Origin of the sequence: Lysinibacillus sp. HST-98 (assembly GCF_016757845.1) — a bacterium.
Classification (GTDB): domain Bacteria; phylum Bacillota; class Bacilli; order Bacillales_A; family Planococcaceae; genus Lysinibacillus; species Lysinibacillus capsici.
Genome location: NZ_JAENHX010000001.1, coordinates 415,892 through 430,420, shown reverse-complemented (window position 1 = coordinate 430,420; position 14,529 = coordinate 415,892). Strand labels below are relative to the sequence as shown.

Here is a 14,529-nt window from a genome sequence, read left to right as displayed (position 1 = left end):
ATATATTGAGGTGTTGTAGGTGCCGTTAACACATATTAAAATTGCCAAGGATTTACAAGAACTAACCTTGCACGGAACGAAGGAATTTCCAGTTGCCTTGTATGAAACGATTATGCGATTAGAAAGTATGGATTTTCTACCTCTCCATTGGCATAAAGAAATACAATTTGTTTTTATAAAAAATGGATGTGCACAGTATCGAGTGGGGACGGACGTTTTTGTATTGAAGCAAGGCGAGGGACTCTTTATTAATGCCTCCGGCTTACATGAAGCGAAACCTTATCAAATTGAACAAGCGATCGTTTATTGTGTAAATGTAGATCCCAAGTTAATGGGGGGGCATGAGGGCAGTATCTTTTTCTCAAAATATGTAGAACCTTATATTACAAGAAATCGAATACCTTATGTCAAACTAACAGGAGAGTTAGCACAGAAAGTAGCAACGATTGCGGAATTATTGCGAGAGCAAACCGCTTTTTTTGAGTTAATGGTACGGAGAGAGCTTCTATTTATTTGGGAATCCATGCTAACCCAATCCTTATTGACAGAACAAATAATGGATTCTGCCATTATTGTGCAGCATGAACGAGCAAAAGCTATGCTAGATTTTTTACATGCACATTATCAGCAGAAAATAGCATTAGAAGATTTAGCTAGCCATGTGTATATAAGTCGCGCTGAATGTAGTCGTTTTTTTAAGAAAATAGTGGGCATGACACCGTTTACCTATTTATGCCAATATCGACTGCGCAAAAGCATAGAATTATTGAAAGGTAATGAGCGATCTATAACAGAAATAGCGGTTGATACAGGCTTTAGTACTGTCAGTTATTATATTGAAAAGTTTAAAGAATACACTGGCTATCCGCCACATGTTTATCGTAAGAAGTTTTTAAGTGTGAAAAATAATTGAACGTGAATGGAAATAGGGCCATCTTTTATTCTCAAATTCTATACAAGATGAACCATTTGGCATAAAGTAAAATTATTAGTAGAGAGGGGGCATTGTGAATGATGGTCTTAAAAAGTAAGCAAAATATTTGGCTAGCCTTATTATTAGTGGTATTAGCGAGTAACTATACACTCTATAATACAGGATTTGGCACATCCCTTTTACCTATCAAAACAAATGGTGTTGTCATGGGCTCATTAATTGATTGTATTGTGGTGGTGCCTGTGCTATTTATGCTTTATAAAGGTAAATTTTCATTAAAGCAAGCCATCCTATTAGCTGCAGCTGGCTGTATTGCTGCACGTTTTATCATTCCTATGGAACACCTTCAGCCTTATGTGGCAGTGACATGGGCTGGATTTGCGATTGAAGGGTCTATTATTCTAGTAGAAATTATCCTAGTGGCAACACTTGTACGATACCTGCCAAAAATCCTAGGGGAAGTGCGGAGAAGCTCTTTACCAGATCTCTTTTCATTTTCAAAAGCTGTAGAAAAACATGCACCCAAGCATCCAGTTATTCAGATGATCTGTGCTGATTTATTAGTGCTTTATTATGGTTTCGCGAGTTGGAAAAGACAAGAACGACAAGGTTTATCTTTGCATAAAAATTCTAGCTATATCGCTTTTCAGCTCATGATTATTCATGGGATTGCTATTGAAACGATTGGTATTCACTGGTGGCTACATGAAAAATCAATGATACTTTCCATTGTGTTGCTTGTTTTTAATATTTATTCAGTAATCTTCTTTCTTGCGGATATGCAGGCTATTCGCCTAAATCCTGTTTATGTCACAAATGATACATTGTACTTATCTCTGGGATTAATGAAACGTACTGAAATTCGTTTTGCTCATATTGCTGAAATCATCGAAGACAAGGAGCGATTAGAGGGGAAATTATCAAAAGATACAATAGACTTTATAGCACGTGATTTCGGTGAGGCCTATCCGCACTTTATTTTGAAAATGAAAGAGCCTGTGGAAGTAACGTTTATGCTAGGGATCAAGAAGCACTATAGTCACATAGCCATTAAAGCAGACCAGGTACAAGAATTTAGACAAATGCTTGTAGAAGGAATGGCAATGAGCCAACATCATTGAAATTACTTATAAAAAATAGTCAATGTTTTGATCACAAAACATTGACTATTTTTTTATTGATTATAGTTTTAATGTACTGAAATAGGAGGGGTGTTAATTTCCAAGAAAAATGGCTGATTTACAGGAGGGCTTTGTTTTAGTGAAAGATTTATATGTTGAAAATTGTATGCTTATGATAAAAGTGAGAGAAAATTTTCTTAAATAAAAGACGGAGCGCATTTAATGGAGAAATATTATAATAAGCTTATTGAGCAACATAGAAGGCATCCCCCAAATTTTTATTCCCGTACACCCAATCGATGTACTTAATGTTAGAAAATGTACGAGTAAAGGTTATTACAAAAAGATACGAAAACAAAAAGCTCTTCCATCTTTCTAGTCGATCAAAATCTACGAGCAAGTATTCCATTACTGTTACTAGAAGGTGTTTTTTATGTAAAGGGAATCTGTCCTATTATGATAGACATTACAACAAGCAAAGAAGAGTTATTGCGAATCGCAGATTATTGTGAAGCGACTGCCATCTGTTCATTTGAAGAGGAATATAACCCATTAATCGGTACAAACCGAAAATTGGAGCTCTATCATATTACACCAAAGAAGTTAGAGTGCCTCGTTTTTAGCTTGCTGGGCAGCGTTGCAAAAATATAAAGCGGTTACAAAGATAATAAACAACTAGCATTGAAGAGGAGGGTTTATGTGTGAATGATTATATTCTTTTACAGTCTAGTCAAGATTGGCATCTACAAAGAATGTATATGAAGAAATTTAACAAACTGGTACTGGTAAAAAGTGTTCATTATAATACAGCAGAGACAAGAGCCAAACTACAATATGAATTTTCTTTGTTTTCGAATGAGCAAAATCCTTGGTTATTAAAGCCAATTGCTATTGATTATATAGATGATCAATATGCGATCATTTATGAAAACTTTAATGGCGTCCCCTTAAAGCAATTCAGTAATAACTTGATTTCTTTGCATCAATTTCTACAGATTGCGATTGACCTTGTCAATATTTGTATGAAAATGCAACAAAGTGGTTTACTTTACCTACACCTACACCCTAATCAAATCTTAATCAATCCTAATTCTTTAAAAATAAAACTATTAAGCTCTGAATTTAGTACAAAATATGATGTAGAATCTCCAGTTGTGATTGAAAATCCCTATGAACGACTAGAACAGCTACCCTATTATGCACCTGAGCAAACGGGCAGACTTCATTTAGAGGTAGACTATCGGACAGATTTATATGCACTGGGGACCATTTTTTACGAAATACTGGGCGGTCAATTGCCTTTTCAAGCAAAGGATGCCGTCGATTTGATTTATGAAATCATCACAAAAAAACCAGAACCATTGGTAAGTATAGACAGTCGTTATCATTCATTGCTTTGGGAAATTGTTGAAAAGCTATTAGCTAAAAACCCAGCTGATCGTTATCAAAGTGCCATTGGTTTGAGAGAGGATTTGCTACAAATCCAACAGAAACTTTTAGTAAACGAACCGCTTGAAAATTTCCTGCTTGGTGAACAGGATTTGCATCTGAATACGGGACTGTCTACAAAGTTGTATGGGAGAGAATCGCAATTCGCAGAGCTTTCCTCTGTTTTTCGTCAGGTTGCTAAAGGTGACAAAAAGATGGTTACGATATCAGGACAAGCAGGGTATGGAAAGTCCAAGTTAGTTCAAGAACTAAAGGGTGAAATAGCGGCCGCAAAAGGCTATTTTATTACAACTAAGTATGAGCAATTGCAATTAGAAAATGACTATTCCATTGTTATTCATCCTTTAAGGAGTTTATTGAAATTTGTTTATATGGAAGGTGAAAGGTCTGTCCATTTATGGAAAAAATTATTTCAAGAGGTTAAATTAGTTGTAACAGATGAACTTATCCATCTATTACCTGAACTTAAATGGTTTGCGAAGGAGGAAATACACTTCCAAAAAGAAGTTAGCCAAAATACAAAACAGCTCCATTCCTATACGTTTATATCGATTCAAAAAATTTTATTAACATTTGCTATGCAGAAGAAACCAGTTATATGGTTTGTAGATGATTTGCATTGGGCCAATCAAAGTACAGTTGAAATTATGACCCAAATTTTTGAGCAACATCGAGCAGGATACTTTATGATGATTGGTACATTCCGAGTGAATAAGGACAGCGCAGAGGAGGAAAATCAGCAAAGAACTTCTAGTTTTTCGAGCGGACATCATATCCACTTACCCTTGCTTCAGGAACAACATGTTCAACAATGGTTGGAGGCGTCTTTCCATGCAAAGCCTCATACCATACAGATCATTACCAAGCAATTATTTAATTTGACCAAAGGGAATCCGTTATTTGTGAAAGAAGCGTTTCGATCACTCCAGCAAGATAACACGATTTATTTTAATGCTACAACAAAAGAATGGGAGTTTAATCGTAAGAAATTTAATTTATCCCGATTGAACAACGAGCTACTTGTCTTTATTGAAACTAGAATGGCTATTTTAACAACAGAAGCCCATGAGATTTTACGCATAGTTGCATGTTTTGGTCAGCGCTTTGAATTTACAGATGTCTTAAAGCTCGTGTCCTTATCAGCTCAAGCGTTATTAAAACACCTGGAAACACTTGTTGAGAATGGCTTTATTATTCCGTTAGATGCCCATTATAAATGGGCAAGTACGTTAGAGCATGAAGGGATTTTACATACATTTTCTACCAAATTCCGATTTGTTCACGATCGTATTCAACAAGTAGCTTATCAGGACTTATCAGGGCAATTGCGTGCTAAATACCATTATCAAATTGGCCAGCTTTTAACAGGTGACTCTCAAATGGCTGCAGATCATGATCGATTAAGCGAAATCGTCATGCATTTCAATTACAGTCGCCACTTATTGACTGGGAAAGAAAAGCAAAAGCTGGCTATCTGGAATTATCAACTCGGTATTGAGGCTAAAAGAATAGGGCTCTTTGATAATGCGCTAAAATTTTTTACAACTAGTAAAGAACTATTGGCGCCTGATCATTGGGAGACTAGGAGAGAACAGTCGGTTAAATTATATGCGAATTTAGGTGAATGTGAATATTTAACAGGCCACTACGAACAATCGGAAATGCATTTAACAGAAGCTTTGCAACATGCACAGACAAAATTAGAAAAACTGATGATTAACAATTTGAAAACGGTATTATACATTGAGTCCGATAACCCTACTATTGGTCTAGAAGCAGGCTTGGCAGGTTTTCAAGTTGCGAATCTTAAAATTTCAGCATATCCTAAAAAGTCACAGCTTCTAAAAGAGTATCTATTGTTGAAATGGGCATTGCGACATATGTCTGACCAAGACTTGTTGCAGCATCCGCCAACGAATAGTAAAGAAATTGAAATTTTGATTCATTTAATTATTAATATGACGGCAAGTGCTTTCCTATTAAATCCTAACTTAACAGGCATTCTTTTAATGAAAGGGCTGCGTTTACAGTTGAAGTATGGCGCTACATCGAAAAGCGGCATGGTTTTGATTAACTATGCTATGCTTTTAAATGCAGGTTTTACTAATATAAAAGAAGCTACTCGCTTTGGCAAACTTGCCATCATTGTAGCGGATAAGCAAGAAAGCATATATATCAAGGGCCATACTTATTATGTGTATGGCGTGTTTATCAGTCATTGGACAGAGCCCTATGAAACCAGTATTCAATATATTAACGAGGCTCAAGCAAAAAGCCAAGAGCTTGGCTTATATCATTTAGTATCCTCAGCATCATGTTTTATTGTTGCGATACGACTTATTCAGGGTGTTGCCCTAGAGGATTTACAACAAGAAATTAAACGACAACAAGAGGAATTTTCTATTCATGCAAGTACCCTTTCAATTGACTTTTTAGCCGAAATGGGGAGATGGATGAATATCCTCCGCTCTCCTCATCATCCTGTACATTGGGCTTGTCCTATCACAATACAGGATCAGCCGGCTATAAAAATCATGCATTATTCAGTGCGTTTACAAATGTCCTTTTTATTAGCGGATGAAATACAAGGGAAAGCGATTCTCGTTGAATTAAAGAAGCTAAGTAAGGACAATTATACATTACCAATCACCACGGTCTATTATTTTTATCGGGCCATGTGGCAATTTCACTTTCTGCATAATCAAAATTGTCAGGTACAGGAGCAGAGGTTATATTTAACGGATATACGTCAAAGCCTCAAGAAATTTAAGAAATGGGCTGTTTATTCTTCAGAAAATTATGAGCATCTCTATGCTTTATTAATGGCAGAGAATTACCGTTTACACAACAACGACAGTGAGGCAGAACTCTATTATGACCGAGCAATACGATTAGCAAGTATGAATGGTTTTGTCCAGGACACAGCACTAGCATATGAACGAGCGGCAAGCTATTATTTCGCAAAACAGCAAAAGAAAACGGCAAGACATTATATACGAAATGGTATTCAAAATATTGAGACGTGGGGAGCAGAAACAGTTGCTAGAAGATGGGCAAGAGATTATCAAGTACATCGCAAACTGGAGAATCACAGTAGAGATTCACTCACGTTTGATATGATGACGGTTTTTGAGACGACTCAATCATTTGCAACAGCTATTCGTATGGAAGATTTACTGCATAAAATATTGTTTTCACTGTTAAAGCATGTGGGGGCAAATAGTGGTTATTTCATTCATAAACAGCAGCAGGAATTATTGGTGTTGGCAAAGGCGGAAGCTGCAGAAAAAACATTTACGATGTATGAACACCAAAGTATGGAGAATTTTAATGCGAATATGCAATCGATTATACGCTATGTTCTTAATAGTAAAGAGCATGTGATTATCGACAATGCACAAATGACTCAGCATCCTCTTTTCTCCTACTCGACGGCTAAATCTATTCTTTGCCTGCCGATTATCCATCAAAATGAAATTATTTCGATTTTGTATTTTGAGAATACCTTAATGACGAATGCTTTCCATCCATCTCATGTTCAGCTATTGAAAGTGATTGCGGCTCAAATTGCCGTTTCTTTTGAAAATGCGAAAATATATGGAGATTTAGAAAAACGTGTTCAGTTGCGTACTAGGGAGCTAGATGAGACGAATCGGCATTTGATAAAAATGAATGAACGTTTAGAAAAAAATGAATTGGAACGTAAAAAACTCTTGCATAGTATTTCCCATGAATTACGCTCCCCGTTAACCTCTACATTAGGGTATATAGAACTTATGTTAGAGGGTGTGATTGATGACGCAGTAGCCAGAAAGAAATATTTAATCAGGAGTAAAGAAAGGCTACTATCATTAAATAGCTTAATTCAAGATTTGTTTGATTTAGCAAATCTAGAAGCTGGTAGAGCAGAATTTTCTTTTACTGAGGTAAAGGCGAAGGAATTATTTTTACAAATGGTAACCCGTTATGAGGATGAAGTAAAACAATCAGGATTAACATTCAGTGCTCACTTTTATGGTCATGAAGAAGCTCAGCTCTTGATTGATAAAACAAGAATCAATCAAGTGATTGAAAATATCATGATCAATGCAATGAAATATACATCAAATGGTGGTATTCAAGTGTCCATCCATGTAGAGAACAAGCACTTGATTTGTTCAATAGCAGATAGTGGCATTGGTATTGCTGAGAGTGATCTTCCCTTTATTTTTGATAGCTATTATCGAGCAACTAACATCCATGAAGCACATTCGCATGGCATTGGCTTAGCTATTTGTAAACAAATTGTTCACCAGCATAATGGTGAGATTTTTGTTGAAAGTCGTGAAAATGAAGGAAGCATATTTAGCTTTACATTACCATTAGTTAAGGTATTGATAAAAAATTAAAAAGGGGTGGTGAGTGTTTTTTTACTTCTCACCACTCTCTTTTTTATAGACAAACTGGTAGCCAAAACCTCTCACTGTTTGAATCCATTTCGGCTTTGAGGGGATATCTTCAATTTTACGACGAAGTGTACTAATGTGGACAGATACTGTTTTCAAATCAGGGACACCGTCATAACCCCACACATGATCAATGAGTTGATCAACACTAATCACTTGATTCGCATGCTCAATTAGAAAAAAGAGGAGCAGCTTCTCCTTCGTAAATAAATTTAAAAGTTGACCATCCTTATAAACATTTTTCTCATCTAAATGTATGGACAAATTATCAATATGTACAATATTACTTTTCTTTGATGGGTTCCTTCTTTTTAAATGTGCTTGGATACGGGCCAATAATTCTTTTGGAATAAATGGCTTTGTCATATAATCATCTGCCCCCACCTCAAAGCCCTCAAGTTTCTGTTCAATTAGGTGATTGACGGTCACAAAAATGATAATGACATCCGACACATCACGGATACTTTTGGCTAACTCGAAGCCTGTACCATCTGGTAAATTAACATCTAATAAGATTAAATCTGGTTGTTGCGTGACAGCGAGATGCCAGCCACTGGATAGAGAGGATGCCTTTAATATACTATAGTTAGCATTAGCTAGCGTGAGCGATAAAACCTCCATAATATCTAGATCATCTTCCACTATTAAAATTTTCTCGTTCGACATATCTATTAATCACCTTCCTATTTCAAATATACCAACTTTTGTCTAGGTTGGGAATTAGAAGACTTAGGACTCGCATAATTTTAGAATCCCTCATAACCTTAGCCAAAATAATCATGCGAGTTTACTAAAAATAAATAAAGACTTCTATTTCCCATGAGAAAATGAAGTCTCTGAAAAATTAATCTAGGTGTGCGATAGCAGTGAGTAGATCATCTCGGATGGCCTCCCAAAATTGCTGCTGAACACTATCACTGTACGTATAAAGCTCTTTATGTTGAACATGGTCATAGATGGCAGCAATCGTTTCTTGATGAAAAGAGAGACGATGGTTTAATAGCTCTCGTTCTTCTTCAATACAAAATAGTTTATAAATATCGGAAAGGCGTTCAAACTTTGCTAATTTCTGTGTCATCACTTCATATTGTGTTTGATGAAAACGCCCTACGGCAGAAGTCATTGAGATTTTTGCCCGATGCCCTGCTTGTAATGTCCGATACTCCTCTTGACGGATGGCCACACGATACCAAAATTCATAGCGATTTGGTAATTCTTTTAGTTCATAGGTAAGTAATGATTTTAAAATTGAATGCACTTGTTCATATGTATCGATGATCTTCGCTGGTTCTTTAAAAATGCCAAACATACTACCACCCCCATGTAGTTTAATACTACGAGTGAAGATTAAAACCCTTTAAAATAATCATAATATTCAAAAGCGAGAACCTACTAATTATTGAAACCTTGACTCCGTAGTTACGTAAAGATTTACAGGGGGTGAGTCAATGTATGAGTATAAATTTGTACAAGCACATTTAGGTAGCTTTTTTCAGGAATCTACCTATCGGAAAACAATCGAAGAATACGCGAAGCAAGGTTGGCGTTTAGTGCAAGTATTGCCGATTGCTTATAATGGTCATGGGAAACCAACAGACTATGAAATCATTTTCGAGAGATTACTTTCATGACGTTCAATGAACGCTAGATTCTTGCCATAAATGGTGGGGGTTTAGCGTTTTCTTATTTTAGTACAAAATTTGCTGTTTTTATTAACAAAAATAGTGTATTCAGAAAAATATAGAAATAGCATTTACAAAACAAAAATATATGTGTTAACTTAAATAGTGTTAATGGTTAACTTAAAAGAGGGAGGTTAACAATGCAACATTTTTGGGTTGTCGGTACAGATACGGATGTTGGGAAAACAATTGTCACCACCATGTTGATGTGTCATTTACAAAAACAAGGCTTGAAAGTTTCACCATACAAGCCTGTGCAAACAGGAGAGGTATACGAAAACGATCGTGGCTATTATCATGATACAGCTATGTATGAAAAGTATTCCTTACAAAAGCTTCAACAAGAGCACCTCAATAGCTATTCATTTAGAGAAGCTGCATCACCACATTTTGCTGCGCAACTGGAAGGGCAGCAAATTGATGTCAAAGAGTTATTATCGCGGATTCAATTATTGCAAGCGTCCTATGATGTTGTGATATGTGAGGGAGCGGGTGGGCTTTTTGTTCCTTTTACTGCTCCCCATGGGATGACGCTGCTTGATGTTATCCTCAGTAGCAAGCTGCCAGTAGTACTTGTTACAAGGACATCCCTAGGGACGATCAATCACACATTATTAACAATAGAGGCATTGCGCGCTCGTCAAGTTGATGTTCTTGGCATAGTGTTTAACGGGGACACGGGCAGCAGTATGGAGCAAGATAATATACAAACGATTTTACAGTACCATCCCTTGCCCTATGCGATTATTCCAAAGCTACAAAATTTGTCACAGCTAATGGATTTTGCTATGACGCGCACCACACTGTTTGAAAGGCTTTTTAACTATGAAACAAGCATTAACTGATTTACAGCTAAGAGATTTACGTCATGTTTGGCATCCATGCTCACAAATGAAGGACTATGAGGCATTTCCACCCATCGTCATAAAAAAGGGACAAGGCGTGTGGCTTTATGACGAACATGATCAACGTTATTTGGATGCTGTATCTTCTTGGTGGGTTAATTTATTTGGACATGCCAATCCGCGTATTAGCCAAGCTTTAAGTGAGCAAGCATTTACATTAGAGCATACGATCTTTGCTAATTTTACACATGAACCAGCCATACAATTGGCTGAAAAATTAACTGCATTAGCACCACAGGGATTACATAAAGTCTTTTTTGCCGATAATGGCTCATCTGCTATTGAAGTTGCACTGAAAATGAGCTTTCAATACCATATGCAGACGGGGAAACCAGCAAAAAAGCGCTTTCTCGCCTTGACGGATGCCTATCATGGAGAAACTATTGGTGCTTTATCCATAGGAGGGGTAGGGCTTTACAATGAAGTTTACCAGCCTCTGTTATTAGATACTGTTCGTGCTAAAGGGCCAGATTGCTTCCGCTGTCCATTTCAGGAAGATCCAGCAAGCTGTAATGCACCATGTAGTCAATTTGTTGAGGAACAACTTCAAGCGTATCATGAGGAAATCACGGCAGTTATTATTGAACCATTAATTCAGGCTGCAGCAGGTATGAAAATGTACCCACCTGTCTATTTACAGCGCTTACGGGCGTTGTGCTCACATTATGATGTGCACTTCATTGCAGATGAAATTGCTGTAGGTTTTGGTCGGACTGGTACATTATTTGCCTGTGAACAGGCGGACATCATGCCAGATTTTATGTGTTTATCAAAGGGGCTAACGGGTGGTTATTTACCATTATCTGTTGTCTTAACGACGGAGCAAATCTATGACGCTTTTTATGATGATTACGGAACAATGAAGGCTTTTTTACATTCGCATAGCTATTCAGGCAATACTTTGGCCTGTCGTGTGGCGTTGGAAGTGTTAACGATGTTTCAAGAGGAACAAGTGATAGAGATGATTCAGCACAAGGGACAATACATGCGAGCGTTAGCCATGGAAGCTTTTCGTGATATGCCCTATGTGGGTGAATACCGACAAGTTGGTTTAGTGGGAGCGATTGAACTAGTGAAGAACCGGCGGACAAAAGAAGCGTTCACCAATGAGGAGCGAATCGGCTATCAAATTTATCAACGGGCTTTAACGAAAGGCTTACTCATCAGACCGCTTGGCAATGTTCTGTATTTTATGCCACCTTATATTATTTCTGAAGAGGAAATGGCCTTTATGATTCATACAACGAAAGAGACAATCGAACAATTTTTCAAGGAAAGGGGGGCTAAGATTGGGTAAGAGACATCAGACATTAGCGCTTGTCATGATTGCCATGTTTGCTGCTCTAACAGCAATCGGAGCTTTTGTTAAAATTCCATTGCCTGTCGTACCGTTTACATTACAGATTGTTTTTGTATTTTTAGCAGGCTGTTTATTGGGTAGTCGGAATGGTTTTTATAGTCAACTTGTCTATATCGGCGTGGGCTTAGTAGGCTTACCTGTTTTTACACAGGGTGGTGGTATCACATATGTCTTACAGCCAACTTTTGGTTATCTGATTGGCTTTGCCCTAGCCGCCTATGTGATTGGGCTCATTATTGAAAGGATTGAGACGCCGACGAAAAAGCATTTTATTGCAGCAACCATTATTGGGCTGGTTATTATTTATGCTGTGGCTGTTCCTTATTTGTATGTAGCATTGAATTTTTGGTTAGACATGAAATCAAGCTGGTCACATGTGTTTGTTGTCGGCTTTTTAAGTAGTATTGTCGCTGATTTTTGCTTAGCTATTACATCAGCGCTATTAGCTGAGCGCTTGTATAAAGTATTTCAGTCAGCAAGAAATGTGAAATTTTCACACGTAGAGGGGGAGAATGTAATATGAATTATTACCAATTAGCACAAGAAGTAATTGCTGGGAAGATCATTAGCAATGAAGAGGCACTCGCCATATTAAATAGTGAGGATGATGAGCTATTACAGCTTATGGATGGTGCTTTTGCAATTCGTCGTCATTATTATGGTAAAAAAGTTAAATTGAACATGATTATGAACGCCAAAAGCGGTTATTGTCCTGAGGATTGTGGCTATTGCTCCCAGTCCTCTAAATCAACTGCTCCTATTGAGAAATATCCATTTATTACAAAAGAGGAAATTTTAGCAGGTGCAAAGCGAGCGTTTGACAATAAGATTGGGACGTATTGTATTGTAGCCAGTGGTCGTGGGCCAACACGTAAGGATGTCAATGTCGTGAGTGAGGCGGTTGCTGAAATAAAAGAAAAGTATGGCTTGAAAGTTTGTGCCTGTCTTGGCTTACTAAAAGAAGAACAGGCACAGCAATTAAAGGAAGCGGGGGTGGATCGTTACAATCATAATTTAAATACATCGGAACGTCATCATTCCTTCATCACGACCTCACATACATATGAGGATCGTGTCAATACGGTAGAGATTGTGAAAAAGCATGGAATTTCACCTTGCTCGGGTGCCATTATTGGGATGAAGGAAACAAAAGAGGATGTCGTCAATATTGCACGCGCCCTCCATCAATTGGACGCTGATTCTATTCCTGTAAACTTTTTAAATGCAATTGATGGCACAAAGCTAGAAGGGACAAAGGATTTAAATCCCCGCTATTGTTTAAAGGTTTTAGCTTTATTCCGCTACATCAATCCGACAAAGGAAATCCGTATTTCGGGTGGTCGTGAAATCAATTTAGGCTCACTTCAGCCACTCGGTCTCTATGCAGCTAATAGTATTTTTGTTGGGGATTATTTAACAACAGCTGGACAGGAAGCGAATAGCGATTATCGTATGCTGGAGGATTTGGGCTTCGAAATTGAATTAACACATAAGCAGGAAGAAGTATTTTGTTAAACTTATGACATGTAAATCTACTACTACAGCAAAAACCGTACAGAAGTACGGTTTTTTTGCTGTAGATGAAAAGTGACGGATAGCCGTGTAATGTAGTGGATAAAAATTGAAAAGAGAAGGAAAAACCTGACATCACTAGCTGTTTATATACCTATAAAATCAATGTTTTCACAAATTGTTCAATGAAAGCGTTTTGAAATTGAACAGTTTGTGAAGACCTTCACATAAAGCTTTCTTTTTGAAAAAATCAGCGTAAAATAAGAATCAAGTAAGGAATTGTTATAAAACAGTTGATGAGTCGTATCACAAATTTTGGTGGTTGTTATATTACAAAAATAATGAGTGAAGGGAGCTTTTCACATGTGGGTTATTACAGTTTTTGATAAAAAGGACGTTCGAATTTTTGAGTATGCGAGCAAAAATGAGGCAACAGAAGCTTTAGCAAAATTCAAGAAAAATGCCGTTTTAACGTATACAAAATAAGTTGCTGATGAAGCAGCCCTCTACCGACAGAGGGCTGTTTTTTTAATGTGCAACAATGGAAACAGCACTGTACATTAATAATAGTGCCATGATCATGTTAAACGGTTTTCGGTATTGCTGTAGAACCTTTTGAAAAACGGAGCCACATAACGCCCAACTAAATGTACTGCTTACACCTACTAGCGCTAAAAAGAAAGAGAAAAATAGATAGCTTATGTAGGATGAGTAGTAGGGTAGGATGTAAGTTGCGACAACAGTAAGACCAAATAAAATACCTTTTGGGTTAATAAATTGAACGAACGCTCCTAAAAAAAATAGGTTTCGTTTTTCTTCTTCGTTGTCGGGATCCTCTAATTCTTTGCTTGTTAAAATTTTATAAGCCAGGTACAACATATAGCCTACACCAAATATGGTTAAGGGTAATTCAATGGCAGGTAAAATGTTTAACATGATCGTGTTAAAAAAACTACTAAGACCAATAATGATGAAAAAACCAATCCCTACACCTAAACAGAATGGAATCGTTTTCGCTAAGCCATATTGTTTAGCAAAAACCATCGCCATAAAATTATTAGGGCCAGGTGTAAAGCTTGTAATGATGATAAATAATAAAAAGGAAAATACAGGCAAAACAA

Annotated in this window: 13 protein-coding genes; 10 read left to right on the top strand and 3 right to left on the bottom strand. The window is 37.0% G+C overall.

What is annotated here, in order from left to right; translation table 11 throughout:
- The first annotated feature begins 19 nt into the window (after positions 1-19).
- The 4 genes from JIN86_RS02195 (at position 20) to JIN86_RS02180 (ending at position 7,892) form a co-directional block, all read left to right on the top strand.
- Positions 20-913, top strand: a complete 894-nt coding sequence (locus JIN86_RS02195; RefSeq protein ID WP_202341179.1) for an AraC family transcriptional regulator — start codon at positions 20-22, stop codon at positions 911-913.
- A 98-nt stretch (positions 914-1,011) separates the two neighbouring features.
- The gene (locus JIN86_RS02190; protein WP_202341178.1) at positions 1,012-2,055 is read left to right on the top strand and encodes a beta-carotene 15,15'-monooxygenase; all 1,044 of its coding nucleotides are present in this window, start codon (positions 1,012-1,014) and stop codon (positions 2,053-2,055) included.
- Between the two features lie 456 nt (positions 2,056-2,511).
- The gene (locus JIN86_RS02185) at positions 2,512-2,706 is read left to right on the top strand and encodes a hypothetical protein (RefSeq protein ID WP_202341177.1); all 195 of its coding nucleotides are present in this window, start codon (positions 2,512-2,514) and stop codon (positions 2,704-2,706) included.
- 50 nt (positions 2,707-2,756) lie between these two features.
- Positions 2,757-7,892: an ATP-binding protein gene (locus JIN86_RS02180; RefSeq protein ID WP_202341176.1), complete on the top strand. Its 5,136-nt coding sequence runs from the start codon at positions 2,757-2,759 to the stop codon at positions 7,890-7,892.
- A gap of 21 nt (positions 7,893-7,913) precedes the next feature.
- Here JIN86_RS02180 and JIN86_RS02175 read toward each other — a convergent pair whose 3' ends face one another.
- Together JIN86_RS02175 and JIN86_RS02170 are read right to left on the bottom strand one after the other, a co-directional pair.
- Positions 7,914-8,615: a response regulator transcription factor gene (locus JIN86_RS02175; RefSeq protein ID WP_004231247.1), complete on the bottom strand. Its 702-nt coding sequence runs from the start codon at positions 8,613-8,615 to the stop codon at positions 7,914-7,916.
- Positions 8,616-8,793: 178 nt separating this feature from the next.
- Entirely contained in the window at positions 8,794-9,258 is a 465-nt protein-coding gene (locus tag JIN86_RS02170; protein WP_004231249.1) for a hypothetical protein, read from the bottom strand.
- A 139-nt stretch (positions 9,259-9,397) separates the two neighbouring features.
- Here JIN86_RS02170 and JIN86_RS02165 point away from each other — a divergent pair, with 139 nt between their 5' ends.
- The 6 genes from JIN86_RS02165 to JIN86_RS23720 all read left to right on the top strand — a co-directional run bounded on the left by JIN86_RS02165 (position 9,398) and on the right by JIN86_RS23720 (position 13,894).
- A complete protein-coding gene (locus tag JIN86_RS02165; RefSeq protein ID WP_004231251.1) occupies positions 9,398-9,580 on the top strand; it encodes a DUF4177 domain-containing protein in 183 nt (60 codons plus the stop codon).
- Positions 9,581-9,771: 191 nt separating this feature from the next.
- Positions 9,772-10,476 carry a dethiobiotin synthase gene (bioD, locus tag JIN86_RS02160; RefSeq protein ID WP_004231252.1) on the top strand — a complete coding sequence of 235 codons (705 nt, stop codon included), beginning with the start codon at positions 9,772-9,774 and terminating at the stop codon, positions 10,474-10,476.
- On the top strand, positions 10,457-11,833 hold the full coding sequence (bioA, locus tag JIN86_RS02155) for an adenosylmethionine--8-amino-7-oxononanoate transaminase (protein WP_202341175.1): 1,377 nt from the start codon (positions 10,457-10,459) through the stop codon (positions 11,831-11,833). The genes bioD and bioA overlap by 20 nt, the downstream gene beginning before the upstream one ends.
- Positions 11,826-12,419, top strand: coding sequence for a biotin transporter BioY (locus tag JIN86_RS02150; protein ID WP_202341174.1), 594 nt, complete (start codon positions 11,826-11,828; stop codon positions 12,417-12,419). Before bioA ends, JIN86_RS02150 begins: the two co-directional genes overlap by 8 nt.
- A complete protein-coding gene (bioB, locus tag JIN86_RS02145; RefSeq protein WP_202341173.1) occupies positions 12,416-13,411 on the top strand; it encodes a biotin synthase BioB in 996 nt (331 codons plus the stop codon). Before JIN86_RS02150 ends, bioB begins: the two co-directional genes overlap by 4 nt.
- A 360-nt stretch (positions 13,412-13,771) precedes the next feature.
- Complete coding sequence (locus JIN86_RS23720) at positions 13,772-13,894, top strand: hypothetical protein (RefSeq protein WP_004231260.1); 123 nt, start codon at positions 13,772-13,774, stop codon at positions 13,892-13,894.
- Positions 13,895-13,936: 42 nt separating this feature from the next.
- Here JIN86_RS23720 and JIN86_RS02140 read toward each other — a convergent pair whose 3' ends face one another.
- Positions 13,937-14,524, bottom strand: coding sequence for a LysE family transporter (locus JIN86_RS02140; RefSeq protein ID WP_202341172.1), 588 nt, complete (start codon positions 14,522-14,524; stop codon positions 13,937-13,939).
- Positions 14,525-14,529 lie beyond the last annotated feature (5 nt).